Genomic DNA, 25640 nt, shown 5'->3' with positions numbered 1-25640 from the left:
ACGCCATGAGTCAAACCAGGACGGTAGCCATCATCGGAGCCGGGCCGGTCGGCCTTGCCGCCGCCGCCCATGTGCTGGAGCGCGGGTTGCAGCCGATCGTGCTGGAAGCCGGCGACAAGGTCGGCCACGCCATGCGGCAATGGGGCCACGTCCAACTGTTCTCGCCCTGGGAATACAATGTCGACAAGGCGGCGACGCGGCTGCTGGCGGCAACCGGATGGAATTCTCCCGAACCTGATCAGTATCCGACCGGCATGGAGGTGGTGGAGCGCTATCTCGAACCGCTCGCGACCCACTCGGCGCTCAGGCTTCATATCCAGACGTCGAGCCGCGTCACCGCGATCAGCCGGGCCGGCTTCGACAAGATGAAGACCAAGGGCCGCGAAAAGGCGCCGTTCGAAATTCGCTACCAGAACGGACAAGGTCCGAAAGTCGTCAAGGCCGATGCGATCATCGACGCTTCCGGCACCTGGCATTCGCCGAACCCTGCAGGCACCAACGGCCTTTCCGCCATTGGCGAGGCTGATACCGCCGACAAGATCGCCTATGGGATGCCCGACGTCCTGGGTAAGGAACGCGCGCGCTATGCCGGCAAGACCGTCGCGGTGCTGGGCGCGGGGCATTCGGCGATCGGCACGCTGATCGATCTGGCGAAGCTTGCGGACCAGGCGCCGGGCACCCGGCCGATCTGGCTGCTGCGCGGCAGCGATCCGGCCAAGGCTTTCGGCGGCGGGGCGAACGACAAACTGGTGGCTCGCGGTGAACTGGGCGCGGCCTTTGCCGCGTTGGTGACGGCAGGCCGCATCAAGGTCGAAAGCGAATTTCGCGTTTCGCATCTCATAGCCGATGGCCCTCGCCTCATCGTCGGCGCCCTGTCCGGCTGCAGCGCCCGGCAGGTCGTGGTCGATAAATTGATCGTCGCGACGGGTTTCCGCCCCGATCTCGATTTCGTGCGGGAGTTGCGCATCCGGCTCGATCCTGCGATCGAATGTCCAGTTGCGCTGGCGCCGCTGATCGATCCGAACGAGCATAGCTGCGGCACGGTGCGGCCGCACGGCGCCCGCGAGCTGGCGCAGGACGAGCCGGGCTTCTATTTCGCCGGCATGAAAGCTTACGGCCGCGCACCGACCTTCCTGATGCTCACGGGGTACGAACAGGTGCGCTCGATAGCGGCCGACATCGCCGGCGACCGAGCTGCCGCAGACCGGGTCGAACTGGTGCTGCCCGAGACCGGCGTCTGCAGCCGCTCGCTTGCACCTGCTGCCAGCAATTGCTGTGGCGGCCCCGCAATATCGGATGTTGACGCATGTTGCGTCGCCGACGAAAAAGCAAAGCAACAAGGCAAATCGGGATGTGGTTGCGCGTCCTCGGCATGAGGAGTGAATAGAATTTCGCTGGAAGGCCGATCCGTCATCGTTGCGATGTGCGTAGGGCAGCTCGGCAGCCTGCTCCCGCACGCGCTGCTGTGCTCAAGAAGAGAACCGGTCCAGTGAACCAGCTTCCGATCATTCTCGCTCTCGGCACGACACAGACCCTGGCCTGGGCTTCGAGCTACTATCTGCCGGCGATCCTCGCTGACCCCATCGCGCGCGATCTCGGCATATCCTCGACCTGGATATTTACCGCTTTCTCCGCCTCGCTGGTGATTTCGGCCCTAATAGGCCCGCGTGTCGGACGGCAGATCGACCTGGTCGGCGGCCGCTCCGTGCTGTCGCTATCCAATCTGGTGCTAGCAGCCGGGCTGGCGCTGCTCGGCTTCACATCATCCATCCCCATGCTCGTCATCGCCTGGCTGCTGCTCGGCGTCGGCATGGGTGCCGGCCTCTACGATGCCGCTTTCGCCGCGCTCGGCCGCATCTATGGTGACGCCGCACGGCGCTCGATCACCGGCATCACGCTGCTCGCCGGATTTGCCTCGACCGTTGGATGGCCGCTGTCCGCGTGGGGGCTGGAGACCATCGGCTGGCGCAACACCTGCTTTGCCTGGGCGGCGGCGCATATCCTGATCGGCCTGCCGCTCAACCTGTTGATGCTGCCGATCGTGAAAGGCGCAAGGGCAGCAGTGGCTTCGGCCGTCAAGCCGCATATCCCGATCGATCGCACCATGATCGTGCTCGCCTTCGTGTTTGCCGCGACCTGGACCGTCGCCGGCGCGATGGCAGCGCATCTGCCGCGCATCATGGAAGCGGCCGGCGCGACCACGGCGCAGGCGGTGTTCGCCGGCGCGCTGATCGGCCCGGCGCAGGTGGCCGCGCGGATCTTCGAGGCGGGCTTTCTCGGCCGCTACCACCCGCTGGTCTCGACCAACCTTGCCTGCGTCACCCATCCGATCGGCGCCGCCATCCTGGGCCTGGCCGGCGGCGGCGCGGCCAGCGTGTTCGCGCTGTTCCACGGCTCCGGCAACGGCATCCTGACCATTGCGCGCGGCACGCTGCCGCTCGCGATTTTCGGCCCGGAGAATTACGGCTACCGTCTCGGCATCATCGGCGCACCGGCGCGGATGGCACAGGCCGGAGCGCCGCTGCTGTTCGGCCTATTGATCGAGGCCATGGGCGCGCGGGTGCTGATCGTATCCTCGGCACTCAGCATCGCGGCGCTGCTGGCACTGTTTCTGCTGCGCAAGGGATCGCCGAAACTGCCAGTTGAGACGTGAGCCTACGGCTTCCTGATCTCCGACGTCGCGATCCATATGCCCGCAAACACGGCGATCAGCCCGACAATGAGGTTGAGCGTGATCGGCTCGCCGACGAGCTGGGTGGCAAGCAGCCCGGCGGCAACCGGGTTGACGGTCATGGTGTTGGCCACGCGCGTCGGCGACGCTCGCTCCAGCGCCAGCACCCACAGAATGAACGCGAGCGCGCCGCCGGCGACGCCGAGATAGAGCCCCGCGATCCATTGCGGCGCTCCGAACTGACCGAGCGATGCGATGCTGCCGGTCAACGATCCGACCAGGATCAGGGCCGCTGCGCCGGTGCCCATGCCCACGGTGAGGAAACCGAGCGCGCTGGACCGCTGGATGAACGGCCGGGACCAGACATTGTAGAACGCCATGCAAAGAACCGCGCCGGTCATGATCAGTTCGCCGCGCCACGCGCCCGCCGGCGCGGCCGACAATCCCGTTGCGAGTGCCGCCGCGACACCCAGCACCGCGATGCAGACCCCGATCGACTTCCGTTTCGTCAGCGGCTCGATGCCGAGCAGAGCACCGACCATCATGGTGTGCAACGGCAACGTCGCCAGCGCGAGCGAGGCGCGCGCCGCGGTCGTGAACGTCATGGCAATATTGTAGAGAACGAAAAACACGCCGAAGAAGCAGAAGCCGAGGGCGGCGACGGCGGGCCAGTCCGCGCGCTCCGGCCATCGCGCCTTCATGAGAAGCGCCGCCGGCAGCACGCAACAGAAGCCGATCCCCATCGCAGGATCGCAAGCGTGATCGGATCGGTGCTGCCGGCAAGATAGCGCGTGATCGCTGCGGCGCTGCCGCCGAGGCTGCTCGAGACCAGCGCGATCGCGACTCCGATCCATTCACCCAACGCCGCCCCCTGTCGCCCGCCTCTATCGCGCGATCATATGGTACGGAAAATTGCGTACGCGAGGCTCGACGACGCTTAGATGAATCTTTTTGTCTTGGGCCGCGCGATCTGCGCGCAAATGGCGGCAACTGTCAGCAGCCTATGTCGATCTCTCGTCTTGCGCGCAATGCCATGAAGGGCCTAGCCTGCAACCGGGGAAATCGCAGCCTCCCCGTTAAATGGCGATCCCATTCAAGCGCTGCTCGCTTTTGTGTGGAGCGGGCACATGGATGGAACAACGCTCGAACTGCCGCTGTTTTTTCTCGCGACCTTCGTCGGCGCGCTGGTCGCAGGTCTCTCCGGCTTCGCCTTCGGCCTCGTCGTCTCCGCGATCTGGCTCTACGTCCTCACTCCGCTGCAAACGGCGACGCTGATCATCGCGTTCGGGCTGGTCGTGCAGGGCTATTCGGTGTGGAAGCTGCGCGGCGCGCTCAACTGGCGAACGCTGTGGCCGTTCGTCGCCGGCGCCGCGCTCGGCGTTCCCATCGGCGTCGGCATTCTGACCTGGGCGAACCCTGCCCATGTGCGCGCGGGCGTCGGCGCGTTCCTCGTGCTCTACAGCCTCTACGCGCTGCTGCGACCGGCTATCCCTGCGGTGAAAGCGGGCGGCGCCGCGGCCGACGCCGCCGTCGGTTTCCTCAACGGCGTGCTCGGCGGCATCACCGGGCTTGCCGGAATTTTGGTGACGATCTGGTGCGGCCTGCGCGGCTCGCCCAAGGACGTGCAGCGCACGGTGTTTCAGCCGGTGGCCGTTGCGATCTTCGCCATGAGCGCCCTGTGGATCGGAGCCAGGGGCGCGATCGCGCCCGACACGATCAAACTGTTTCTGATCGGACTGCCAGCCTTGTTCGCCGGCACCTGGGCCGGGCTGAAGCTGTACGGCCGGCTGGATGAGGCGGCGTTCCGGAAGGTGGTGCTGGTATTGCTGCTGGTCTCGGGTGCGGTGCTGATCATCTGATAGTAGCGGGGAGCGAAAAACGGCTCGATCGCGTCCGGTCAATTGAGCGTGAGTCTGCTGATGTCAGCGCGTGACCGCGTTGACACTCCGCGTCAGTGTGGCTGAATGCGGCCATGGGGGTTGCGATCCCCCCACGAGGCGACATGCCCAAGTATCGCGTCCCGGTTTTCCGGAGGCGCATACGCATGCCCAAAATACTCTCTCATCCATACCCCGACACTCGGCCGCGCTGCATCACGCCTTGCGGGATGCCGCGCGCTATCCGGTCGATCTTTGGGGCTCGCGCAAGAAGGAGAACGCCATGAAACACCGGCTCACATTACTCGCGCTCGGCGCCGCACTGCTGCTGTCGCATGCTGCCCACGCCGATGCTATCGACTGGAAGAAGGTGGATGCCGCCCTCGGCAAGACCGCCACGGTAAGCGGTGAAGTGCATCGTTACGGGCTGCCGCGATCCGATCTGCACGTCACGCTGGACGGCATCGCGATCAAGCCAGCATTGGCGCTCGGAGGCTGGGTCGCCTTCGCTCCCATGCATGGACAGGCCATGCTGATGGGCGATCTGGTGTTGCTCGAGACCGAGATTACCCCCGTCATGACGAAGCTGCTGGACAGCGGATTGGATATCACTGCCATCCACAATCACATTCTCCGCGCCTCTCCTGCAACCTTCTACATGCATGTGGCCGGGCACGGCGACCCCGAGAAAATGGCGACCGCGATCCGCACAGCGCTTTCTTCGGCAAGCAAGACGCCGTTCGATCCTCCGGCCACCACTGTTACCGCTGCGCCTGCAGTTGATCTCGACACCGCAAAACTCGACGAGGCGATGGGCGCCAAGGGCACGGCGACTGGTGGTGTCTACCAGTACGGCATTCCGAGGCGTGATCCGGCCAAGGAAGGCGGAATGCAAGTCAACACGCCGCTCGGCGGCGCCAACGCCATCAACTTTCAGCCGACCGGTGGCGGCAAGGCCGCCATAACAGGCGACTTCCTCGTAACCGGCAACGAGGTCAATCCGCTGATCCGAGCGCTGCGTGCCGGCGATATCGAGGTCACCGCGATCCATAGCCACATGCTCGCAGAAGAGCCGCGGATGTTCTTCGTTCATTTCTGGGCCAACGACGACGCCCTGAAGCTGGCGCGCAACGTTCGCGCCGCACTCGACAAGACGGCCGTCGCGCAGCACTGACCGCGCGGACGTCAAGCTTCCTTCGGCAGCTTGATGCGGCGGACCGGGAACAAGGGCGGCGCCGCGGTCGGCGCCGGCAGACGGCATTCGTGACCAGATCCGCGAATTATCGCTTCAATCCGTTCCTAAATTTCAATCAATTGCATCGAACCGGCATAGCCTGCCGTCAAGAAGTTTTTGTCATGAGAAGCTGACCGGAACCCCGGGTTCCCGTGGTTTCGAGGCTCCGGCAGGTTGGAGCCTCCAAGCTCTGAGATTGGCTATGAAGGAAGCGATCCGCTTACGTGAATTGGAAGCCGAGTGCCGTCAACGCGCGCTGAGCGAACCCGACAGGAAATGGTATTGGCTGGCGCAAGCCGCCAAATACCAGGTGCAGGCAAGCCAGAAACTTGCCTATCACTCGGAAGGGGGCAACACGCCCGAAACGCCGGAGATCAAGCTGGCACAATGGTCGCATGTCCGGGATGAGCGACGCGTGATGGACCCCCTGCCCAACGGGCGGCGATCGCCCTGGTAGTTCCGCAGGACCGCGTTGACGAGCCGGTCGTCGGATCGCGTGAGAACGCGCTAACGCCCCTGCTCCTCCGGCGGCTTGATATGGCGGAACGAGAACAGCAAGGCGAGATCGTAGGCGATCTTGAGCGTACCGCAAACCACCAGCGGCAGCCCCGTAAACGACGTCATCAAGAGCGCGCCCGAGATCGCCGGGCTGACGGCAGATGCGAGGCTGCGCGGCACGGCGGTGACGCTTGCAGCGGCCGGCCGCTCGGCCGGCGTCACCACGGCCATGACGTAGGAGGTGCGCGTCGGCACGTCCATTTGCGACAGCGCCGAGCGCAACAGCAGCAGGCCGAGCGCGACGTAAAGGTTCGGTGCAAATGCCGCCAGGATCAGAAAGATGCTGGAGGGGATATGCGTGAACACCATGGTGTTGACGAGCCCGATACGCTTGGCGATCCAAGCGGCCACCGGATAGGAAAAGGCGCTGAGCGTGCTCGACCAGAAGAAAAACAATCCGGCCGCGGACAATGACAGATCGAAACGCTCGAATAGCCACAGCACCAGCAAGGATTGCGCGACAAAGCCGCCGGCAAAGGAATCGATGCTGAACAGCGCCGCGAGCTTGTAGACGGTGCCCCTCGACGGCCCGAGCGGGGCCTGCGGCGCCCGCTCCTCGCCGCGCTGATGCGGGACGTAGCGATAAAGCGCCGCGCAGGCGATGCCGAGCGCGGCGTAGGCATAGAACATTAGGCGGAACGCTGCGAGTTTGGTGCTGCCGCCGGCGACAAGGAAATCCGGCAGCGAGGCAGCAAGCGAACCCGCAGCGGTGCAGAGCGCGCCGATCAGGCTGTAGCGCGCGAACACCTGGGTGCGGCGCTCATCGGTGACACTGTGCGCCAGCACCGCATGCTCGAGCGGCACCAGCACGCCGAGATCGCCGCCGGAAGCGTTGATCGTGCCGATGAATGCGACCAGCGCGATCAGCACAAAATGCTCGACGGCGGGAAAGGCGATGCCGGTGGCGGCCATCAGCGCCGCGCCCGAGATCAGCAGCGGCCGCAGGTCATGGCGCGGCGCGATCCAGCCGACGATGAGCGTCAGCAGCGCCGTTCCCAACAGCGAGGCGGTCGCGACAATGCCGACCGCTATAGCGTCGTATCCCAGCGCCGTCATGTAGGCCGGCAGGATGATAATGGCGAAACCGTCGCCAAAACCGCGGAGGCCGCGGGCGACGTAAAGCAGCGAGATCAGCGCGGACCCGGTCGACGCCTTCGGTTCGGTCGCGATATCAGTCATTCCGGCGGCCTCACGGCAAAGTGGTGATCGTTACCTGATCGAAGCGCGTCACGCTGTCGGCCTTGGTCCACAGAGCAACACCGCCTGAATCCTTAAAAGTATCGTCCTTGACCTCAAACAGCACCGCTCCGTCATAACTCACCGAGAACTGGTCGTCCTCCGCCCGCAGAGTAAGCATGTGCCATTCATTCGAGGTCACGCGAATGTTAGCCGTGCCGAGCTGCTGCCGCCGGCCGGCGACGACCCGATAGAAGCGGACATTGTGCTCGAGCGCGTTGGCGCGCGCGATGTAGTAATTGTCAGGGTCCGTAAGCCGCACGACAATGCCACCGGCCTGGTCGATCCTGCCCGCAATGGGTTTAAAGCGGATTTGCATGATGAGATTCTTCGCCGAGAAGCTCTCGTGGATGGCGAGCGGAAAGCGGTAGTCGGTGCGATCCTTGCTCTGCTGCTCGATGGCGCGGCCTGCTTTGGCAGTGGGATCGGCAACAACATTCCATTCGCCCTCCGCGCCCTGGCCAGTTCGCGCAAATGAGAATCCGGCCGGCGGGGAACCTAAAGTCATTACGGTCGATGGCAATCATGACGGCTTCTCCTGCCGCGGATGCCGGAAGCCCAGCGCATGCCAGCGCGGCCGCACCGAGCGCGACGCGCAATGTTGACCTGATGGAACAAAAAAATATCGGCCCCGAACCATCCATGTGCGCTCCTCCCGACAGGTCGGGTGTGCGCAGAGCTTGGACGATGGGCCGTCTGACGGGGAGCCTGCTTTGTCCCCGATGAGGACAATCTAGGCCCGACCACGCTGTGGCGCAAGCATCGAGTCTGTAGGATGGGTGGAGCGAAGCGATACCCATCAATCAATCCCACAATCAGGCGTAGGATCGGTTTCGCTTCCCTCTACCCATCCTACGGTCCGCTTGACAACGGTTGACAGCGGAAGCGGCAGGCAGTTAATTCGGGCCATGGGGATGTTGCGATCTCCCCACGAGGCGACATGCCCAAGTATCGCGTCCCGTTTCTTTTGACGAGGGCGCAGCCATGTCATCCTACACCACGATATCATCAGACAAGCTTTCAAAATTGATCGGCACGGCGAACATGCCAGCCCTGATCGATGTTCGTACGGACGAGGATTTCGCCGCCGATCAGCGGCTGATTCCCGGCGCCGTCAGGCGCAACCACGAGGAAGCCGCCCATTGGGGCGAGGAGTTTTCCGGCCGCTCTGCGATTGTCGTCTGCCTGCGCGGCCAGAAACTGGCGCAAGGCACCGCAGCCTGGCTGCGCCATCTCCACGTCTCGGCCGAAGCGCTGGAAGGCGGTTTCGAGGGCTGGAGGGCCGCCAAACTACCTCTGGTGCCAGCGGCAAAACTCCCGGCGCGCGATGCGCAGGGCCGCACCGTCTGGGTCACGCGCGCGCGGCCAAAGATCGACCGCATCGCGTGCCCATGGCTGATCCGCAGGTTCGTCGATCCCAACGCGGTGTTTCTCTTCGTCACGCCACCGGAAGTGCTTGCAGTCGGCGAGCGCTTCAACGCCGCCCCCTTCGACGTCGCGAACGTATTCTGGAGCCACCGCGGCGAACTCTGCACGTTTGACGTCATGATCGAGGAATTCGGGCTCGCGACGCCGCCCTTGCTGCGGCTGGCGGCAATGGTGCGTGGCGCCGACACCGGGCGGCTCGACCTGTCGCCGGAAGCGCCCGGCCTGCTCGCGGCTTCGCTCGGGCTGTCGCGGATGTTCGACGATGACCTCGAGCAGTTGGAAGCCGGCATGACGCTGTACGACGCGTTCTACCGATGGTGCCGGGACGCGACCGGCGAGACTCACAATTGGCCGACCAACAAGGCGAAATCGTAATGGACGCGACGATGAACAAGGTGGCCGAAACGGATGCCGTCAGGGAAACTGGTCACGGCATCAGTTTCGGCGAGGCTTTCAGGGTCTGGCTGCGGGTCGCCATATTGAGTTTTGGCGGTCCAGCCGGGCAGATCGCGGTGATGCACCGCATCCTGGTCGAGGAAAAGAACTGGATCTCCGAAGGCCGGTTTTTGCATGCGCTGAACTACTGCATGCTGTTGCCGGGCCCGGAAGCGCAGCAGCTTGCGACTTATATCGGCTGGCTGCTGCACCGGACGGCCGGCGGCATCATGGCGGGCGGGCTGTTCATCCTGCCCGGCATCATCGCGATCATGGGCTTGAGTTACATCTATGCGGCCTATGGCAATGTCGGTTTCATCGAGGCGCTGTTCTTCGGGCTGAAGGCCGCGGTGCTGGCGATCGTGGTCCATGCGGTTGTCCGGGTCGGCAAGCGGTCCCTACGCAACCGCGTGATGATCGCGCTCGCGGCGATCGCATTTGTCGCGATCTTCTTTTTCAACGTCCCCTTCCCGGTCATCATTATCGCGGCCGGCGTGATCGGCTATGTGGGCGCGCGCGGCGGCCGGCCAGAGTTTGCCGCCATCGAACACAGTGGCGGCGGCAAGCAGTCCGCGGCGGTCGACAGCCTGCTCGGCGAGGAACTGCCCGACCATGTCCGCCCCAGCGTGGCGCGCGCGCTGCGCGTAAGCTCGATATGGTTGTTGCTGTGGGTGGTGCCGGTCGCGGCGCTGCTGATCGGGCTTGGACAGGCCAATGTGTTCAGCCAGATCGCGCTGTTCTTTTCCAAGATGGCGATGGTGACGTTCGGCGGCGCCTATGCGGTGCTGGCCTATGTCGCCCAGCAGGCGGTCGAGCATTATCACTGGCTACAGCCACGCGAGATGCTGGATGGCCTCGGCATGGCCGAGACCACGCCGGGACCGCTGATCATGGTGCTGCAGTTCGTCGGCTTCATGGCCGCCTATCGCGACCCCGGCACGCTGTCGCCGATGCTGGCCGCGACGCTGGGCGGATTGTTGGCGACCTGGGTCACCTTCATCCCCTGCTTCCTCTGGATCTTTCTCGGCGCGCCCTACATCGAGACACTGCGCGGCAACAAGGGGCTTGCGGGCGCCCTCTCCGCGATCACCGCCGCCGTGGTCGGCGTGATTCTCAATCTCTCGATCTGGTTCGGATTGCACACGCTATTCCGGCAGACCACGCCGGTTCGCTCGCTGGGGCTTTCGTTCGACATGCCGGTATGGGGAAGTCTCGATGTCGCTGCCTTCGTGCTTGCGGCGGCCGCGGCCACGGCGATCTTCCGTCTTAACGTCGGAATGCTCATCGTTCTTGCTGCTTCATGCATCACGGGCATCCTGCTGCGGTTGGTGGGCGTCATCTAGGGGGGACACTACGGACTGACCGAACTTCACCTGGGGCAGGATATAACCAGGAGAACGAACATGCGCACACGGACGATCTTTCGAGCAACCATCTGGCTGGCGATCGCGGCAGGATTATCACCCGTTTATGCCCTGACACAGGAGGAGCTCATCGCCAAGATTCAGGCGGCTGGTTACTCGCAGGTCAGCGACATCAAGTCGACGGCCGAAGGTACGACCGCGAAGGCGATGAAGAACGGTAAGGAAGTGCGGCTCGTCGTGGACAGCAGAGGCCAGATCAAAGAGCAAAAATGAGGCTTCCCGCAACGTGGACATGTAGAGTTGACGGCAACCTACCCTACGCTCCTTGCTACACCCGCTCCGCCGGCGCCAGCCTGCACGTCTCGCCGCCCGCCTCGATCTGCAGCGTGGAATGGTGGATGTTGAACCGCTGCGAAAGCTCCTCGCACACGCGATGAAGGAAGGCGTCGTCGGTGCCGCCGGGCCGCACCAGATGCGCGGTCAGCGCGGTCTCATTGGTGCTCATGGCCCAGACGTGGAGGTCATGCACCTCGGAGACGCCTTCGAGGCTGGCGAGATAGTCCCTCACCTGCGCAAGCTCGATACTGCGCGGCACGCCGTCGAGCGCGAGATTGACGCTGTCGCGGGCCAGACCCCATCCGCTCCAGAACACCACAGCCGCAATGACAAGGCTGATCGCTGGATCAAGCCACAGCCAACCGGTCAGCATGATGATGCCGGCAGCAACCACCACCCCGAGCGAAACGCCCGCATCGGCCGCCATGTGCAGATAGGCGCCGCGAATGTTGAGATCGCCGTGGCGGCCGCGCATGAACAGAAGTGCGGTGCCACCGTTGATGGCGACGCCAAGCGCGGCGACCAGCACGACGGTCCAGCCCGCAACCGGCGCCGGCGCAAACAGCCGGTTGACCGCCTCGACGACAATGCCGCCGACCGCTACGAGCAGCAGGCCGGCATTGAAGAGGGCCGCCAGGATCGAGGCGCGGCGATAACCGTAAGTATGCCGCTGCGTCGGCTGCTTCTGCGCAAGCCACGCGGCGCCCCACGCCAGCAGCAGCGCGACTACGTCGGACAAATTGTGAACAGCGTCAGAGATCAGCGCCAGCGAATTGGCGGCGTAGCCGAAGATCAGCTCCGCAATGACGAAGGCGGTGTTGAGCGTGGCGCCGATGGCGAACGCCCAGCCGAAATTGTCGGGCGCATGGCTGTGGCCGGCGTGATCATGGGAATGATCGTGATGATGGTGATCGTGCGCCATGGCGACGGTATATAGCGCGCTAGAATTTGAATACTATCACAGTGAGAACATCACGATGGCGCCGCCATCCCCCGCGTTGTCCCGGCCTTGAGCCGGGACCCATAACCACCGCTCTCAATTGTTGAAGCGAGTTGGGGCTTCAGTGAACTCCAACCATGAACGGCTATGGTTATGGGTCCCTGCTTTCGCAGGGACGACAAAGACCAAAACTACTCCACGCCGCGCAAAAACTTGTTCGACTTCGGGAGGCCGTGCGCGAGGCGGCCGGCGTCGGCGCGGTTGCCGCGCCAGTCGGACAAATCCTTGGCGCTCATGCTCTGCTCGCGGCCGGCAGAATCCTTCCAGGTCAACCCTGCCTTGAACTCGAACACCGCGACGTCGGACAGCTTGGCGCTGGAATATTTCTGCAGGCGCACGCCGCGGCCGCGGGCCATCTCCGGCACCTGATCGAGCGGGAACAGCACCATCTTGTGGTTGGTGCCTATCGCGGCCACGGTATCGCCTTGCACGGTCGCGATCGCGCAGGCCTCGTTCGGCATGGTGACGTTGAGCACCTGCTTGCCCTTGCGGGTATTGCTGACGCAATCCTCTTCCTTGACCACAAAACCCTGTCCCTCGCTGCTCGCGATCAGGAATTTTCGCTCGCCCTTGTTGACGAATAGCGAGACGATCGCCGCGTCCTGCTCGAGGTCGATGAACATGCGTATCGGCTCGCCATGGCCGCGTCCGCCGGGCAGTTTTGCCACATCGAGCGAATAGAATTTGCCGTTGGTGGCAAACAGCAGGAGCTTTGAGGTGGTTTCCGCAAAGAAGGCGTGGTCGAGCTTGTCGTCGGTCTTGAAGGCGAGGCCCGAGATATCTTCGACGTGGCCCTTGAGCGTGCGCACCCAGCCTTTTTCCGAAATCACGACCGTCACCGGCTCGCGCTCGACAAAGGCCTCCTCGATCGCGGCGAGATCATGCTCGGGCGCGTCGGCGAATTGCGTGCGGCGCTTGCCGAGCGGCGTCTTCGGCCCAAAGATGTCGCGCACCTTCCGAACCTGTTCGCCGACCTTGGACCATTGCTCGGCTTCGGACCCGAGTAGCGACTTGATGCCCTTCAATTCGTTGCGAAGGTTCTTGTCCTCGGTACGGATCTCGAATTCCTCGAGCTTGCGCAAGGAGCGCAGCCGCATGTTGAGGATCGCATCGGCCTGGACTTCCGTCAGTTTGAACGCCTTGATCAGCGCCGGCTTCGGCTCGTCCTCGGTACGGATGATCTTGATCACCTTGTCGATGTTCAGATAGGCAATCAGGTACCCGCCGAGTATTTCGAGCCGGTTCTCGATCTGGGTCTTGCGATAGTTGGAGCGGCGCACCAGCACGTCGCGCAGATGGTCGAGCCATTCGCGCAGGCACTCGGCGAGCCCCACAACCTTGGGGATCTTGCCCTTGATCAGCACATTGAGGTTCAGCGAAATCTTGCTCTCGAGCTCGGTGAGCCGGAACAGCGATTCCATCATCAGCGCGGGATCGACGGCGCGGGATTTCGGCTCGATCACGAGGCGAACATCCTCGGCCGATTCATCCCTGACGTCGCCGACCAGCGGCAGCTTCTTCTCGTTGAGCAGTTCGGCGATCTTCTCGACCAGCCGGGATTTCTGCACCAGCCATGGGATCTCAGTGATGACCACGATCCACGTGCCGCGCGCGCCCTCTTCCTGGGTCCATTTGGCGCGGGTGCGGAACGAGCCGCGCCCCGTCATGTAGGCTTCGGTAATGCTTTCCTTGGAATCGACGATGATGCCGCCGGTCGGGAAGTCCGGGCCCTTGACCCATTTCATCAGCGACTTCGACTTCGCCTCGGGCTTGTCGATCAAGTGCAGCGCCGCGTCGCAGAGCTCGGCGACATTGTGTGGCGGGATCGAGGTGGCCATGCCGACCGCAATGCCCTGCGCGCCGTTGGCGAGCAGGTTCGGGAAGCCACCCGGCAGAACGACCGGCTCCTTGCTCTGACCGTCGTAATTGGCGCGGAACTCGACGCCGTCCTCGTCGATGCCTTCGAGCAGGAGCCGCGCGACCTCGGTCATGCGCGCTTCGGTGTAGCGGTAGGCGGCCGGGTTATCGCCGTCGATATTGCCGAAATTGCCCTGGCCGTCGACCAGCGGGTAGCGCGAGGCGAAATCCTGGGCGAGACGCACCATGGCGTCGTAGATCGCCTGGTCGCCATGCGGATGGAACGAGCCCATCACGTCGCCGACGATTTTTGCCGATTTCTTGAACGGGGTGCCGGGGTCGAGCCTGAGCAGGCGCATGCCATAGAGGATGCGCCGGTGCACCGGCTTCAGCCCGTCGCGGGCGTCCGGCAAGGCGCGATGCATGATGGTCGAGAGCGCGTAGGCGAGATAGCGCTCTTCCAGCGCATCGCGCAGCATGACCTCGTGGATTTCGGCCGGTTCTTCCGGCGGTAGCTGTCGTTTTCCCATGGGGAGGGGTTAGACTCTGCTGATAAATCCGGCAAGACGTATGCCGAATGCAATTTTCTGACGTCGCCCCTGCGAACGCAGGGGCCCGTAACCACAGGTGTTTGTTGGAAAAATGACTCACAGCCCGGCACCAAACGAGCGCCGCGGCGTATGGGTCCCTGCGTTCGCAGGAACGGTGGGTTACGGTAGCGGGTTCAGGCCGACGAACTGATTCGCGCCCGATGCCGCGTCACCGCATTGATGAACCCGTCCCGGGCGTCGGAATGGCCCTGCCCGCGCGGCTCCAGCACGTGGCGGAGCAGGAACAGGCCGGTCAGGCGAAAACCGTCCTGCAGGTCCTGGTCCGACCAACTGTTCGCCCCGCCCTCGCCTTCGCGCAAGAAGGCCGGCAACCGCAGCAGGCGATCCCGATAGGGCTCGCCGGCCTCCCGCGAGACGGCGCCGCCGGATTTCGGCGAGACGTAGATCAGGTCGGAGGTCGCGCCGGTCGCGGCGCAGTTTTCCAGATCGAGGCCGAAGCCGAGCTCGGCGAGCATCGCGAGCTCGAACCGGATCAGGTGCGCCGCCGCGCCGCCGGCGTCGTCGAAGTCGTCCAGCGTGCGGTCGAGCATCTCGTAGATGTCCTCATGCGGGTCACGTTCCGGCAACAGCCGCGCCAGCGCGGCCAGATGGGTGACGCCATAGACCGCATGCGAGGACGCCAGCAGCGTTGCTGCGCGCAGCCGCGTGCCCTCGATGGCGTAGGTGCCGAGATGTTCGTCGAGCCGCGCCCGCCACACGGCGGTGACGCTGTTGCCGGGCTGCAGCAGCGGCCGCATCCGCGAGGAGGCACCGCCGCGCACCAGGCCGAGATGTCGGCCATGCCCGCGGGTCAAGAGCTCGACGATGGCGGAGGATTCGCCATGCCGCCGTACGCCCAGCACGATGCCTTCGTCGGTCCATTCCATGGGCGGGAGTTTACAGGATTTCGGGGCCTGCAGGGTGGGCAAAGCGTAGCGAGCCCACCATTCACGACGAGCCACTGGATAGATGGTGGGCACGGCGCCGAGCGCCTTTGCCCACCCTACCGCAGCCCTGCATCACTCGTTAAACCACCCCACCGCATCGCCGGTGAACGAAAAATACAGCCCCGCCGCAGTCAGCGCGCAGGAGATCACTTCGATGCCGCTGTCGAACTGAATGCCCCTCTCGCCAATCATTTGCGCCAGCGAAATCACCGACAGCACCAGCACCGCGACGAGCACCCAGCGTGGCCAGTTCTTGCGGTGCTCGGCGGCGAGCCGGACGAGATAGACCAACAGCAGAATCAGGCCGGCCGCCATCAGCGTTCCGGTGCCGATCATCTGCTCCGTCATCTTCGGGGTCGGCGTGCGGTCCTGGAACGCCACCGACACCGCATCCAGCGTCAGCGACAGATACAGCAAAACCTCAAACCACAGCACGTTTCTCGGTACGGTCATCGGGCTCGTTCTTGGTGATTGGTGGGTCATGTTCCTAGCCCCGTCATTGTCTGCGACAAACGCAAAAGCGTTTGCGCAAGTGAGCAAAGCCACGACTAGTCCGCCGAAGCTCAACGAGCGAAGGCGGAAGCAATGACGCGCCCTAACTATTCCTTGGGGAACTCCAACCCCATTTCCCGATAGCGGTCGGGGTCGTCGCCCCAGTTCTCGCGCACCTTGACGAACAGGAACAGGTGCACGGGCACGCCGACAATTTCGGCGATCTCCTTTCGCGACTCCGCGCCGATCGACTTGATGGTGGCGCCGCCCTTGCCGAGCACGATCTTGCGCTGGCTCTCGCGCTCGACAAAGATCGTCTGTTCGATCCGGACCGACTTGTCCTTGCGCTCGGTCCAGCTATCGGTCTCAACGGTCGATTGATACGGCAGTTCCTGGTGGAGTTGGCGGTAGATCTTTTCCCGGGTGATTTCCGCCGCCAGATGCCGCAGCGGCGCATCCGACATCTGGTCCTCGGGATAATGAAACGGTCCCGGCGGCACGCTCTTCGCGAGCGTCTTGCGCAGGTCGGCAACGCCGTCGCCCGACAGTGCCGAGATCATGAAGGTGTGCTCGAATTTCATCCGCTCATTGGCGGCCTGCGCCAGCGCCAGCAGTTTTTCGCGCGGGATCAGGTCGATCTTGTTCAGCACCAGGATTTTCGGATGCGCAACCGTCGCGAGCTTGTTCAGGATCGCGTCGGCCTCCTCATCGATTCCGGCCTTGGCGTCGAGCAGCACACAGACCAGGTCGGCATCGTGGGCCCCGCTCCAGGCGGTCGACACCATGGCCCGGTCCAGCCGCCGCTTCGGCAAGAAGATGCCGGGCGTGTCGACCAGAATGATCTGCGCATTGTCCTCGATCACGATGCCGCGGATCAGCGCGCGCGTCGTCTGCACCTTGCGCGAGACGATGGTGACCTTGGAGCCGACCAGCGCATTGACAAGGGTGGACTTGCCGACATTGGGGGCGCCGATCAGCGCGACGAAACCACAGCGGGTCTCGCCAGGCGCGCCGGGTGCAGGTTCAACTGTCATTGCTGCCGACGCCTTCGCGTTCGATCATCACGGAGGCTGCGACCTTCTCGGCTGCACGCTTGGAGCCGCCGACGCCTTCGGCGGGCGCCAGTCCCGGCAAGTCGACAGCGACGCGGAACTGCGGGTCGTGGTGCGGCCCGGTACGCTCGATCTCGCGATAGACCGGCGTCGGCAAGCCCTTGCTCTGGGCCCATTCCTGCAGCACCGTCTTGGGATCGCGCAGCGGCCGGCGCGGTTTGCGCATCCGCTCCAGCCAGTTGCGTTCGACGAATTGCGACGCCGCCGCATAGCCGCCGTCGAGATAGATCGCCCCGATCACCGCCTCGCAGATATCGCCGAGAACGGACTTGCGCAGGCGCGCGCCCGCCCCCGCGCCCACCGCGCCGAGCTTGATGTCGTCGAGCAACCCCAGCGACTTGGCGACGTCGGCGCAGCTCTCCTTGCGCACGAGGTCGGCGAGACGTTTGGACAATTCGCCTTCATCCGCCCTCGGATAGGCGCGATACAGCATGTCGGAGATAATCAGCCCGAGCACGTGGTCGCCGAGGAATTCCAGCCGCTGATAGCTGTCGGCGCGATGTCGGGTCGCGGGCTTCAGGGCCGAGACATGGGTAAAGGCGGTCGTCAGCAGCGCCGGATCGGAAAATTTGTAGCCGATGCGCCCCTCGATTGCGGCAACCGCAGCTTTCGCGCCGGCCTTGCCGCGCTTCTTCTTCGGCGCAGCTTCGCGGGGCGCACCCGCCTGCTGGCCCGGCTCGCCGGAGGCCGATGTGTCAGGAATGATCGCTGTCTCGTCGTTCATCGCACAATTGTGAATAGGCGATTCCAGCGCACGGCGGTCGGCCAGCGCCAGAACATCCAGGCGTGTTCGCCCTCGGCAATGGAGAAGAAGATCATCTGCGCCCGGCCGACGATGTTTTCGAACGGCACGTAGCCCACCGCCGACAGCACGCGGCTATCGGTGGAGTTGTCGCGGTTGTCGCCCATCATGAAGAAGTGGCCGGGGGGCACGGTATAGACGTTGGTGTTGTCGTAGAAACCGTTGTCGACGCAATCGAGCGATTCATAGCTGACGCCGTTCGGCAGCGTTTCCTTCCAGCGCTTGACGCGCGCGGTTGCGTCGGAGCCGCAGGGGTCCTCGCCGATGAAGTCGGAAAGCCGCTCGCGCTTGACCGGCTTGTCGTTGATGTGGAGCAGCCCTTCGCGCATCTGGATGCGGTCGCCCGGCAAGCCGATTACGCGCTTGATGTAATCGGTGGAGTCGTCCTTCGGCAGGCGGAACACGACGATGTCGCCGCGGTTCGGCTCCGAGCCGAAGATGCGGCCCGAGAACAGTGGCGGCGACAATGGAATGGAATAGTGGCTGTAGCCGTAGGAATATTTCGAGACGAACAGGTAATCGCCGACCAGAAGCGTCGCCTTCATCGATCCCGAGGGGATGTTGAACGGCTGGAACAGGAAAGTACGGATCACGAGCGCGATCAGGAGAGCATGGATGACGACGCGGATGGTTTCACCCAAGCCGCTTTCAGATTTTGTGCCGGATGTCACGCTCATCGCTTTCCCAATTCCCGCGGGCCCAGCCCGCACGGTGGCAGAACGTTTTCCGCACGCGAATCGCCAGATACGTTCGCGTCAGGAAAATGGTCTAGATAACTGATGTTGAGAGCCAATTCCGACGGTAACCGGAATCGGCCCTGGCTCGAACAGGTCGTTGGCGGCGTTTTTAGACGGTTGTTCGTGGGCGCGCAATCAAGCGCCTTGTCAAAACTTCATAATCCATTGATATCTCAATGGTTTTTAGTTTTTCCCGCTTCCCCGGCGCAAACGCCTGCGCGGTTCATGATTTGCCGGGTGCTACCGCCGAAATTATGACGAAGGCCTGCGCCAGCGGCCAGTCGTCGGTGATCGACAGATCGATTCGCGCCTCGAAGCCCTCCGGCGTCAGCGCTTCGAGCCGGGCCAGCGCGCCGCCGGTGAGTTTCATGGTCGGCCGTCCCCCCGGCATGTTCACCACTCCCATGTCCCGCCACCAGACGCCGCGCCGGATGCCGGTGCCGAGCGCCTTGGAACAGGCCTCCTTGGCCGCGAACCGCTTGGCATAGGTCGCGACCACCATTTTTTCGCTGTTGGCGCGGCGCGCCGCCTTGGCGCGCTCGGTGTCGGTAAAGATACGGTCGAGGAAGCGGTCACCATGGCGCTCGATCACCTTGGCAACCCGTGTGATGTCGACCAGGTCGGAACCGATGCCGATGATCATGGCCGGCCCGCGACTTTCTGGCGACCGCGGTCCATTGCGGAGCGCATCTGCCGCACAGTCTCGCCAAGGCCGACGAACAGGGCCTCCCCCATCATGAAATAGCCGATGTTGAGCTCGGCGATCTCGGGTAGCGCTGAAATCGTCTCGGCGGTCTGGTAGTCGAGGCCGTGGCCGGCATGGACCTCCAGCCCCGCCGCGCGCGCCAAGGCGGCGCCCTCGACGATTCGCCGCCATTCCGCCTCGGCCTTGTCAGCGTTGCCAGCGACCACGGCGTCGCACCAGCCGCCGGTGTGGATCTCGATCACGGGCGCGCGCAACTTTGCCGCCATCTCGATCTGCGGCGGGTCGGCGGCGATGAACAGCGACACCCGGATGCCGGCATCGTTGAGCCGCGCGATGAACGGGGCCAGCACGTTGTGCTGTCCGACCACGTCGAGTCCGCCCTCGGTGGTGAGTTCTTCGCGGCGCTCCGGCACCAGGCATACGGCGTGGGGTCTTGTCGCCAGCGAGATCCGCAGCATGTCTTCCGTTGCCGCCATCTCGAAGTTCAGCGGTTTTGATATTTCGGCCTTCAGCCGGGCCATGTCGGTGTCGCGGATGTGGCGGCGATCTTCACGCAGATGCGCGGTGATGCCGTCGGCGCCCGCCTCGATCGCGAGCAGCGCGGCGCGCACCGGATCCGGCCGCTCGCCGCGCCGCGCGTTGCGCAAGGTGGCGACGTGGTCGACATTGACGCCGAGGCGGAGTGGGGGAAGCGGCATGACCGGACTCACAGGCAAGCTTACGGGCGACTTCGATAACACAGAACGTCATGCGCGAGCGTGAGCCGCGCATCCATCTACTTGAGAAGGATGGATTGCCGGGTCGCTTAGTGCAAGAGACGCGCCTCGCGCTTTTGCCCAGCAATGACGATATCGCCTACCCATTGACGCGCTCGACCTTGGCGACAACGGCCTTGGCACGCAATTGAGCGATAATTGCACTGAGATGCTTGAGGTCATAGACTTCGAGATCGATGGTCAGCTCGGTGAAATCGGGCGAACGGCGCGACATGCTGATATTGTCGATATTGCCGTCGTGCTCGGCAATCACGGTGGCGACCTGGGCGAGGCTGCCGGGCTCGTTGACGTTGTGCACCAGGATCCGGGCCGGGAAACGCTGTGGCATGGCTTCGTCGATATCCCAGCGCACGTCGAGCCAGCGCTCCGGCTCCTCCTCGAAATCCTTCAACGCCGGCGACTGGATCGGATAGATCGTGATCCCCTCGCCCGGCGTGACGATGCCGACGATGCGGTCGCCCGGAACCGCGCCGCCGTTCGGCGCAAATTTCACCGGCAAATCCGAATTGATGCCGCGCACCGGGATCACGGAGGTGCTGCGCGCCGGATGCGGCGGCGACTTCAGCTTCAATTTCACCGCGAGGCTCTTCTTGGCCGCCCCGTATTTCACCAACCGCTCTTCCTTGTAGTCCGGGTACATCGCGCGGGCGACGTCGGAGGCCTTCAGTTCACCACGTCCGACGGAGGCCATCACGTCCTCGATCGAGGCGCGCGCCAGGCGCGGCAATGCACCCTTCAGCTTGTCGTCGGCGTATTCGATCTTGGCGCGGGCAAACAGGCGGTCGACGATGCGGCGGCCAAGTCCTGCATATTGATCGCGCACCGCGGTGCGGGTCGCGCGCCGGATCGCTGCGCGCGCCTTGCCGGTGATCGCGAGCGATTCCCAGGCCGAGGGCGGCGCCGACTGCGCCTGTGAGGTCAAAACCTCGACCTCGTCGCCGTTCTGCAATTCGGACGACAGCGGCGCGAACTTGCCGTTGATCTTGCAGCCGACTGCCGAGTTGCCGACATCGGTATGCACGGCATAGGCGAAGTCGATCACATTGGCTTGCCGCGGCAGCGCGATCAGTTTGCCCTTCGGGGTGAAGCAGAACACCTGGTCGTGGAACAATTCGAGCTTGGTGTGCTCCAGAAACTCTTCCGGATTGGCGCTGTCGGAGAGAATTCCGATCGTATGGCGCAGCCAGGCAAAGGCGTTGGATTCGTGCTTGAGCCGCTCGGTCGGCGAGCCCATGCCTTCCTTGTAGAAGGCATGCGCGGCGATTCCGAACTCGGCCACCCGGTTCATTTCCTCGGTACGGATCTGCAATTCCACGCGCTGGTTGCCGGGGCCGATCACGGTGGTGTGCAGCGAGCGGTAGTCGTTCTGCTTCGGTGTCGAGATGTAGTCCTTGAAACGCCCCGGCACCACCGGCCAGGTGGTATGCACCACGCCGAGCGCGCGGTAGCAAGACTCGGCATCGCTCAGGATAATGCGGAAGCCGTAGATGTCGGACAGTTGTTCGAAACCGACCGACTTGCGCTCCATTTTAGTCCAGATCGAGAACGGTTGCTTGCGGCGGCCATAGACGCGCGCAGTGATCCCGTTCTTCTGCAGGTTCTTGGAGAGCTGGCTTTCAATCTCGCCGATCAGGTTGCGGTTGCGGTCGGCAAGCGCGTCGAGCCGCTGCTTCACCACCGCATAGGCCTCGGGATCGAGCACGTGGAAGGATAGATCTTCCAGTTCCTCGCGCATCTCATGCATACCCATGCGACCGGCGAGCGGCGCATAGATGTCGAGCGTCTCCTCGGCAATGCGGCGGCGCGAGGCGTGCGGCACGAATTCCAGCGTGCGCATGTTATGCAGGCGATCGGCGAGCTTGATCAGGAGAACGCGGACGTCGTCGGCGATCGCCAGCAGGAGCTTGCGCAGATTCTCGGCCTGCTTGGCTTCGCGCGAGACCAGCTCCAGCCGCTTCAGTTTGGTGAGCCCTTCGACCAGCGCGCCGATCTCGTGACCGAAAATATTGTCGATCTCGGCGCGCGTCGCCTCGGTATCCTCGATGGTGTCGTGCAGCAGTGCGGCGACGATGGTGGCGTCGTCGAGCTTGAGGTTGGTCAGGATCGCCGCGACCTCGAGCGGATGCGAGAAGTAGGGATCACCGGACGCGCGCGTCTGCGTGCCATGCGCCTTCATGGCGTAGACATAGGCGCGATTGAGCAGGTCTTCGTTGGTATCCGGATTGTACGTGCGGACGCGCTCGACCAGATCGTATTGCCGCATCATGCGCGAGCGCGGCGATTTCGGCTTCTCCGCCACGGCCGACCCCGGCGCAGCCGCTACCTGGCCGGTCGCGGCCTGCATTTGCCAGGAGCTGCGGCGCCAATACGCCATCACATCACTACCTTGTTCCACCAGACGCGGACGGGTCCCACCGTTGCGTATCTCGTTTACGTATCTAATGCGTTTTCGAACGGCGATACACGCCGCGCGGGCCGCGATACGGTTCAATTTCGCTTGGGCCTGCGGCCATCCAACGCCCAACCCCATGGCCTGTCGGCCCGGCAAGTCAGCCGTTTTCGGCCGCGCCGGCCAAGAACGCATTGTAACCGCAAAAATGTCAACAAAAGCAAAGGCCCGGAACTGACGTCCGGGCCTTTGGCAGATCGGGAGTTCGGGACGGACCGGAAGGTTCCGGATTACTCGTCCTCTTCGGGCTGCTCTTCCGGCGGTGCCAGGCCTTCCAGCCCCTTGAGGAGCTCTTCCTCGGTCATGCGCTCGACCGCAACCTCGGTGTCGTCGGCATCCACGCTGGCACCGGCCGAGCCGATCAAAGGCACGGTATCGGGCTCAGGCTCGTCGACCTCGACGAACTTCTGCAGGGAATGAACCAGTTCCTCGCGGAGGTCTTCCGGGGAAATAGTGGAATCGGCGATTTCCCGCAGCGAAACGACCGGATTTTTATCGTTATCGCGATCAACCGTGAGTTGCGATCCGGACGAAATCATACGGGCGCGATGCGCCGCCAGCAGCACCAGGTCGAACCGGTTGTCGACCTTGTCAATGCAATCTTCCACGGTGACGCGCGCCATAGACTGTCGCTCCGTTAAATGGGGCCAAATATGTCGGTTATGGGCGCTAGTTATAGTGGCAGGCGGCCTTTCGCAAGACCAAATTTGTGATTTGCCTTCCCAATGGGCTCTGATACGCCAACTCTCGGGGCCAGAAGGGCCGGAGGGTCCAGACGCGGCAGGGTTGCTGTCCAGGACAAGTAAATCTCTTCATTGCATGTCAAAAGTATAGGTTTTTCGCCCTCGCCTCACCATAATTGCAGTGGTGACTGTCGTGGGGCACGATTCACCGAACTTTAGGCAACAGAACTGGAAAGTGCGCGCGGTCGTTGGCCGCTGCGCTAAAAAAGCTAACAACAACGTGAGAACCATTTGATGTCACCAGCTTCCAACAAGATTGCGCTCTTCATCGATGGCGCCAACCTCTACGCAACGGCCAAGACGCTCGGCTTCGACATCGATTACAAGCGCCTTCTCAAGGAATTTCAGAGCCGAGGAACGCTGTTGCGTGCGTTTTACTACACGGCAATCATCGAGGATCAGGAATACTCCTCGATCCGTCCATTGATCGACTGGCTCGACTACAACGGTTACACCGTCGTCACCAAGGCAACGAAGGAATTCATTGACGCATCCGGCCGCCGCAAGGTGAAAGGCAACATGGATATCGAACTCGCCGTCGATGCCATGGAACTCGCCGAGCATGTCGATCAGATCGTGTTGTTTTCGGGCGATGGCGATTTCCGCTCGCTGGTGGAAGCGGTGCAGCGTCGCGGCGTTCGCGTGACGGTCGTTTCGACCATTTCGAGCCAACCGCCGATGATCGCCGACGAACTGCGCCGCCAGGCCGACGTCTTCACCGATCTTGTCGAACTGCAATCAAAGCTGGGCCGCGATCCCTCCGAGCGCCCCGCCCCGCGCGAGCCGCGTCACCACTCGCCGCAATTCCTGCAGCGCGCGACCACCGTGGCGCCACGGGCCGGCGACGACGATTTCGACGATTGAGCATGAGCCAGTACACTGCTAGAGCCTCGGTTCTGATTGAAAACAGAACCGGGGCTTTTTGTTTTGGCGCGCGCATCTGAGGCGAACCGGTATCGACGCCGGATCAGGTCCGCGACTGGATTTCGCTCGAAAATGCTTTGGACTGATGGCTAATCTCCCCGCCCCTGCGGCTGCCGAACCCGACCGCGACTGCCCGCTCTGCCCGAGGCTCGCCGAATTCCGCGCGCAGACACGTGCCCGCGAGCCGGGCTGGCACAACTCGCCGGTCGCTTCGTTTGGCGATGCCTCCGCGCAACTGTTGATTGTTGGGCTGGCGCCGGGCCTGCAGGGCGCCAACCGGACCGGACGCCCGTTCACCGGCGACTACGCCGGCGATCTGCTATATGCCACCCTGCTGGAATACGGCTTTGCCAAGGGCGTCTACCAGGCGCGACCGGACGATGGACTGAAGCTCGTCGACTGCCGGATCAGCAACGCGGTGCGCTGCGTGCCGCCGCAAAACAAGCCGCTGCCGGTCGAGATCAGCACCTGCCGGCAATTTCTGGCGACGACGATTGCGACCATGCCAAAACTGCGCGCGATCGTGCTGCTTGGCCGCATCGCACATGACTCGACGCTGAAGGCGCTCGGCCTGCGCAATGGCGCCGCCCCCTTTGCGCACGGCGCTGTGCATAAGGCCGGCGCGGTCAGGCTCTACGACAGCTATCACTGCTCCCGCTACAACACCAACACCGGGGTGCTGACGCCGAAAATGTTTCGCGAGGTATTTGCGAAAGTGCGGAAGGATTTGGGGTCGTGATTCTACCGCGGATTTTGCTTCAGCCATGCCAACACGTCGGCAGCGTTCCGGTCGGGCGGGAAAACCGGATAGAACACGTGGGCAATGCGCCCATCGTCGACGATGAGCGCCAGCCTCTTGATCAGCGTCAGTCCCGCCACTTCCATGGTCGGCAAATTCAGGGCGCGGGTGAGCTTGAGCTTTTCATCCGACAGAACCGGAAACGGCAAATGCAGCCGTGACGCCATCTCGGTCTGGTAGACGTTGTCCTGGGTCGATAGGCCGAACACCTGCCTGGTGCCGGCCGCTTTCAACTCCGCAAACAGATCGCGGAACGAGCAGGTTTGCGGCGTGCAGCCGCGCGCGCCGGGAATCATGTCCCAGTCGTCGACCAGGCTGATCTTACCCGGCGACCCGGTGCGGGGATAGGCGAACACCACGGTGCGGCCGGGAAGCGTCGAGAGCGTCACCGAACTATCATCGGTGGCCAGCAGCGTGATCGGCGGAATCACCATGCCGACGAGATGCGCCGCCGCACCGTCGTCGACCGGCGGAGGGATCTTGCTCCAGTCGACTTCATGCAGATTTTTCTGGTTCATCTCAGGCTCCACTTCCCTCGTAGGATGGGTAGAGCGCAGCGAAACCCAT

24 protein-coding genes and 1 pseudogene are annotated in these 25640 nt (G+C 63.5%); 10 read left to right on the top strand and 15 right to left on the bottom strand.

The window, feature by feature from the left end:
* The first annotated feature begins 5 nt into the window (after positions 1-5).
* Together KJQ96_RS10145 and KJQ96_RS10140 are read left to right on the top strand one after the other, a co-directional pair.
* Complete coding sequence (locus KJQ96_RS10145) at positions 6-1376, top strand: NAD(P)-binding domain-containing protein (RefSeq protein WP_213286484.1); 1371 nt, start codon at positions 6-8, stop codon at positions 1374-1376.
* Between the two features lie 113 nt (positions 1377-1489).
* Entirely contained in the window at positions 1490-2653 is a 1164-nt protein-coding gene (locus tag KJQ96_RS10140; RefSeq protein WP_213286483.1) for an MFS transporter, read from the top strand.
* Positions 2654-2655: 2 nt separating this feature from the next.
* Here the strand turns inward: KJQ96_RS10140 and KJQ96_RS10135 are convergent.
* Positions 2656-3533 (bottom strand): annotated as a pseudogene (locus KJQ96_RS10135) (DMT family transporter).
* A gap of 265 nt (positions 3534-3798) precedes the next feature.
* On the opposite strand from KJQ96_RS10135, the gene KJQ96_RS10130 reads away from it, so the two are divergent.
* From KJQ96_RS10130 to KJQ96_RS10120, 3 genes are all read left to right on the top strand, one after another.
* Positions 3799-4530 (top strand): sulfite exporter TauE/SafE family protein, encoded by a 732-nt coding sequence (locus KJQ96_RS10130; protein ID WP_213286482.1) that lies wholly within the window; start codon positions 3799-3801, stop codon positions 4528-4530.
* 301 nt (positions 4531-4831) lie between these two features.
* The gene (locus KJQ96_RS10125; RefSeq protein WP_213286481.1) at positions 4832-5722 is read left to right on the top strand and encodes a DUF1259 domain-containing protein; all 891 of its coding nucleotides are present in this window, start codon (positions 4832-4834) and stop codon (positions 5720-5722) included.
* A 262-nt stretch (positions 5723-5984) separates the two neighbouring features.
* A complete protein-coding gene (locus KJQ96_RS10120) occupies positions 5985-6239 on the top strand; it encodes a hypothetical protein (RefSeq protein ID WP_213286480.1) in 255 nt (84 codons plus the stop codon).
* 50 nt (positions 6240-6289) lie between these two features.
* On the opposite strand, the gene KJQ96_RS10115 is transcribed toward KJQ96_RS10120, so the two are convergent.
* On the bottom strand, positions 6290-7519 hold the full coding sequence (locus tag KJQ96_RS10115; protein WP_213286479.1) for an MFS transporter: 1230 nt from the start codon (positions 7517-7519) through the stop codon (positions 6290-6292).
* Between the two features lie 10 nt (positions 7520-7529).
* Positions 7530-8084, bottom strand: a complete 555-nt coding sequence (locus KJQ96_RS10110; RefSeq protein ID WP_213286478.1) for a hypothetical protein — start codon at positions 8082-8084, stop codon at positions 7530-7532.
* A 476-nt stretch (positions 8085-8560) separates the two neighbouring features.
* On the opposite strand from KJQ96_RS10110, the gene KJQ96_RS10105 reads away from it, so the two are divergent.
* Genes KJQ96_RS10105 through KJQ96_RS10095 form a run of 3 tightly spaced genes read left to right on the top strand, consistent with a single transcriptional unit; the run spans position 8561 to position 11076 of the window.
* Positions 8561-9379, top strand: a complete 819-nt coding sequence (locus KJQ96_RS10105) for a sulfurtransferase/chromate resistance protein (protein ID WP_213286477.1) — start codon at positions 8561-8563, stop codon at positions 9377-9379.
* Positions 9380-9390: 11 nt separating this feature from the next.
* Positions 9391-10782: a chromate efflux transporter gene (chrA, locus tag KJQ96_RS10100; RefSeq protein WP_375293159.1), complete on the top strand. Its 1392-nt coding sequence runs from the start codon at positions 9391-9393 to the stop codon at positions 10780-10782.
* 60 nt (positions 10783-10842) lie between these two features.
* Positions 10843-11076, top strand: coding sequence for a hypothetical protein (locus KJQ96_RS10095; RefSeq protein WP_213286476.1), 234 nt, complete (start codon positions 10843-10845; stop codon positions 11074-11076).
* 55 nt (positions 11077-11131) lie between these two features.
* Here the strand turns inward: KJQ96_RS10095 and KJQ96_RS10090 are convergent, their stop codons facing one another.
* The 11 genes from KJQ96_RS10090 to rpoZ form a co-directional block, all read right to left on the bottom strand.
* Positions 11132-12061 (bottom strand): cation diffusion facilitator family transporter, encoded by a 930-nt coding sequence (locus KJQ96_RS10090; protein ID WP_213286475.1) that lies wholly within the window; start codon positions 12059-12061, stop codon positions 11132-11134.
* A gap of 209 nt (positions 12062-12270) precedes the next feature.
* Positions 12271-14526 carry a DNA topoisomerase IV subunit A gene (parC, locus tag KJQ96_RS10085; protein WP_213286474.1) on the bottom strand — a complete coding sequence of 752 codons (2256 nt, stop codon included), beginning with the start codon at positions 14524-14526 and terminating at the stop codon, positions 12271-12273.
* 194 nt (positions 14527-14720) lie between these two features.
* Complete coding sequence (gene recO, locus KJQ96_RS10080) at positions 14721-15473, bottom strand: DNA repair protein RecO (protein ID WP_213286473.1); 753 nt, start codon at positions 15471-15473, stop codon at positions 14721-14723.
* A 132-nt stretch (positions 15474-15605) separates the two neighbouring features.
* On the bottom strand, positions 15606-15986 hold the full coding sequence (locus tag KJQ96_RS10075) for a hypothetical protein (protein WP_213286472.1): 381 nt from the start codon (positions 15984-15986) through the stop codon (positions 15606-15608).
* Between the two features lie 146 nt (positions 15987-16132).
* On the bottom strand, positions 16133-17059 hold the full coding sequence (gene era, locus KJQ96_RS10070; RefSeq protein ID WP_213286471.1) for a GTPase Era: 927 nt from the start codon (positions 17057-17059) through the stop codon (positions 16133-16135).
* Positions 17049-17861 carry a ribonuclease III gene (gene rnc, locus KJQ96_RS10065; protein WP_028345658.1) on the bottom strand — a complete coding sequence of 271 codons (813 nt, stop codon included), beginning with the start codon at positions 17859-17861 and terminating at the stop codon, positions 17049-17051. The genes era and rnc overlap by 11 nt, the downstream gene beginning before the upstream one ends.
* Positions 17858-18616 (bottom strand): signal peptidase I, encoded by a 759-nt coding sequence (gene lepB, locus KJQ96_RS10060; protein ID WP_057845708.1) that lies wholly within the window; start codon positions 18614-18616, stop codon positions 17858-17860. Before lepB ends, rnc begins: the two co-directional genes overlap by 4 nt.
* Positions 18617-18899: 283 nt before the next feature.
* Positions 18900-19319, bottom strand: a complete 420-nt coding sequence (gene acpS / locus KJQ96_RS10055; RefSeq protein WP_028345656.1) for a holo-ACP synthase — start codon at positions 19317-19319, stop codon at positions 18900-18902.
* A complete protein-coding gene (locus KJQ96_RS10050; RefSeq protein ID WP_213286470.1) occupies positions 19316-20080 on the bottom strand; it encodes a pyridoxine 5'-phosphate synthase in 765 nt (254 codons plus the stop codon). The genes acpS and KJQ96_RS10050 overlap by 4 nt, the downstream gene beginning before the upstream one ends.
* 157 nt (positions 20081-20237) lie before the next feature.
* Positions 20238-22532, bottom strand: a complete 2295-nt coding sequence (locus tag KJQ96_RS10045) for a bifunctional (p)ppGpp synthetase/guanosine-3',5'-bis(diphosphate) 3'-pyrophosphohydrolase (RefSeq protein ID WP_213286469.1) — start codon at positions 22530-22532, stop codon at positions 20238-20240.
* Positions 22533-22837: 305 nt separating this feature from the next.
* Positions 22838-23230: a DNA-directed RNA polymerase subunit omega gene (rpoZ, locus tag KJQ96_RS10040; RefSeq protein WP_024512695.1), complete on the bottom strand. Its 393-nt coding sequence runs from the start codon at positions 23228-23230 to the stop codon at positions 22838-22840.
* Between the two features lie 354 nt (positions 23231-23584).
* Here rpoZ and KJQ96_RS10035 point away from each other — a divergent pair, with 354 nt between their 5' ends.
* Together KJQ96_RS10035 and KJQ96_RS10030 are read left to right on the top strand one after the other, a co-directional pair.
* Complete coding sequence (locus KJQ96_RS10035; RefSeq protein WP_028345653.1) at positions 23585-24214, top strand: NYN domain-containing protein; 630 nt, start codon at positions 23585-23587, stop codon at positions 24212-24214.
* Positions 24215-24359: 145 nt separating this feature from the next.
* Complete coding sequence (locus tag KJQ96_RS10030) at positions 24360-25013, top strand: uracil-DNA glycosylase (protein WP_213286468.1); 654 nt, start codon at positions 24360-24362, stop codon at positions 25011-25013.
* 2 nt (positions 25014-25015) lie between these two features.
* On the opposite strand, the gene KJQ96_RS10025 is transcribed toward KJQ96_RS10030, so the two are convergent.
* On the bottom strand, positions 25016-25591 hold the full coding sequence (locus KJQ96_RS10025) for a peroxiredoxin (RefSeq protein WP_213286467.1): 576 nt from the start codon (positions 25589-25591) through the stop codon (positions 25016-25018).
* Positions 25592-25640 lie beyond the last annotated feature (49 nt).

The sequence above is a fragment of the Bradyrhizobium sp. sGM-13 genome, from assembly GCF_018398875.1.
Taxonomy (GTDB): domain Bacteria; phylum Pseudomonadota; class Alphaproteobacteria; order Rhizobiales; family Xanthobacteraceae; genus Bradyrhizobium.
The sequence above is the reverse complement of the archived record's forward strand: the minus strand, read 5'-3'. Positions and strand labels throughout refer to the sequence as shown.

Excerpts from the sequence above, each read along its gene's own strand:
- KJQ96_RS10110 (WP_213286478.1), bottom strand. The coding sequence starts at position 8,084 with ATGACTTTAGGTTCCCCGCCGGCCGGATTCTCATTTGCGCGAACTGGC.
- KJQ96_RS10130 (WP_213286482.1), top strand. The coding sequence starts at position 3,799 with ATGGATGGAACAACGCTCGAACTGCCGCTGTTTTTTCTCGCGACCTTC.
- KJQ96_RS10125 (WP_213286481.1), top strand. The coding sequence starts at position 4,832 with ATGAAACACCGGCTCACATTACTCGCGCTCGGCGCCGCACTGCTGCTG.
- KJQ96_RS10090 (WP_213286475.1), bottom strand. The coding sequence starts at position 12,061 with ATGGCGCACGATCACCATCATCACGATCATTCCCATGATCACGCCGGC.
- KJQ96_RS10105 (WP_213286477.1), top strand. The coding sequence starts at position 8,561 with ATGTCATCCTACACCACGATATCATCAGACAAGCTTTCAAAATTGATC.
- lepB (WP_057845708.1), bottom strand. The coding sequence starts at position 18,616 with ATGAGCGTGACATCCGGCACAAAATCTGAAAGCGGCTTGGGTGAAACC.
- KJQ96_RS10045 (WP_213286469.1), bottom strand. The coding sequence starts at position 22,532 with ATGGCGTATTGGCGCCGCAGCTCCTGGCAAATGCAGGCCGCGACCGGC.
- KJQ96_RS10025 (WP_213286467.1), bottom strand. The coding sequence starts at position 25,591 with ATGAACCAGAAAAATCTGCATGAAGTCGACTGGAGCAAGATCCCTCCG.
- acpS (WP_028345656.1), bottom strand. The coding sequence starts at position 19,319 with ATGATCATCGGCATCGGTTCCGACCTGGTCGACATCACACGGGTTGCC.
- parC (WP_213286474.1), bottom strand. The coding sequence starts at position 14,526 with ATGGGAAAACGACAGCTACCGCCGGAAGAACCGGCCGAAATCCACGAG.
- rpoZ (WP_024512695.1), bottom strand. The coding sequence starts at position 23,230 with ATGGCGCGCGTCACCGTGGAAGATTGCATTGACAAGGTCGACAACCGG.
- KJQ96_RS10120 (WP_213286480.1), top strand. The coding sequence starts at position 5,985 with ATGAAGGAAGCGATCCGCTTACGTGAATTGGAAGCCGAGTGCCGTCAA.
- KJQ96_RS10035 (WP_028345653.1), top strand. The coding sequence starts at position 23,585 with ATGTCACCAGCTTCCAACAAGATTGCGCTCTTCATCGATGGCGCCAAC.
- KJQ96_RS10095 (WP_213286476.1), top strand. The coding sequence starts at position 10,843 with ATGCGCACACGGACGATCTTTCGAGCAACCATCTGGCTGGCGATCGCG.
- KJQ96_RS10030 (WP_213286468.1), top strand. The coding sequence starts at position 24,360 with ATGGCTAATCTCCCCGCCCCTGCGGCTGCCGAACCCGACCGCGACTGC.
- KJQ96_RS10145 (WP_213286484.1), top strand. The coding sequence starts at position 6 with ATGAGTCAAACCAGGACGGTAGCCATCATCGGAGCCGGGCCGGTCGGC.
- era (WP_213286471.1), bottom strand. The coding sequence starts at position 17,059 with ATGACAGTTGAACCTGCACCCGGCGCGCCTGGCGAGACCCGCTGTGGT.
- chrA (WP_375293159.1), top strand. The coding sequence starts at position 9,391 with ATGAACAAGGTGGCCGAAACGGATGCCGTCAGGGAAACTGGTCACGGC.
- KJQ96_RS10075 (WP_213286472.1), bottom strand. The coding sequence starts at position 15,986 with ATGACCGTACCGAGAAACGTGCTGTGGTTTGAGGTTTTGCTGTATCTG.
- KJQ96_RS10050 (WP_213286470.1), bottom strand. The coding sequence starts at position 20,080 with ATGCCGCTTCCCCCACTCCGCCTCGGCGTCAATGTCGACCACGTCGCC.
- KJQ96_RS10115 (WP_213286479.1), bottom strand. The coding sequence starts at position 7,519 with ATGACTGATATCGCGACCGAACCGAAGGCGTCGACCGGGTCCGCGCTG.
- recO (WP_213286473.1), bottom strand. The coding sequence starts at position 15,473 with ATGGAATGGACCGACGAAGGCATCGTGCTGGGCGTACGGCGGCATGGC.
- rnc (WP_028345658.1), bottom strand. The coding sequence starts at position 17,861 with ATGAACGACGAGACAGCGATCATTCCTGACACATCGGCCTCCGGCGAG.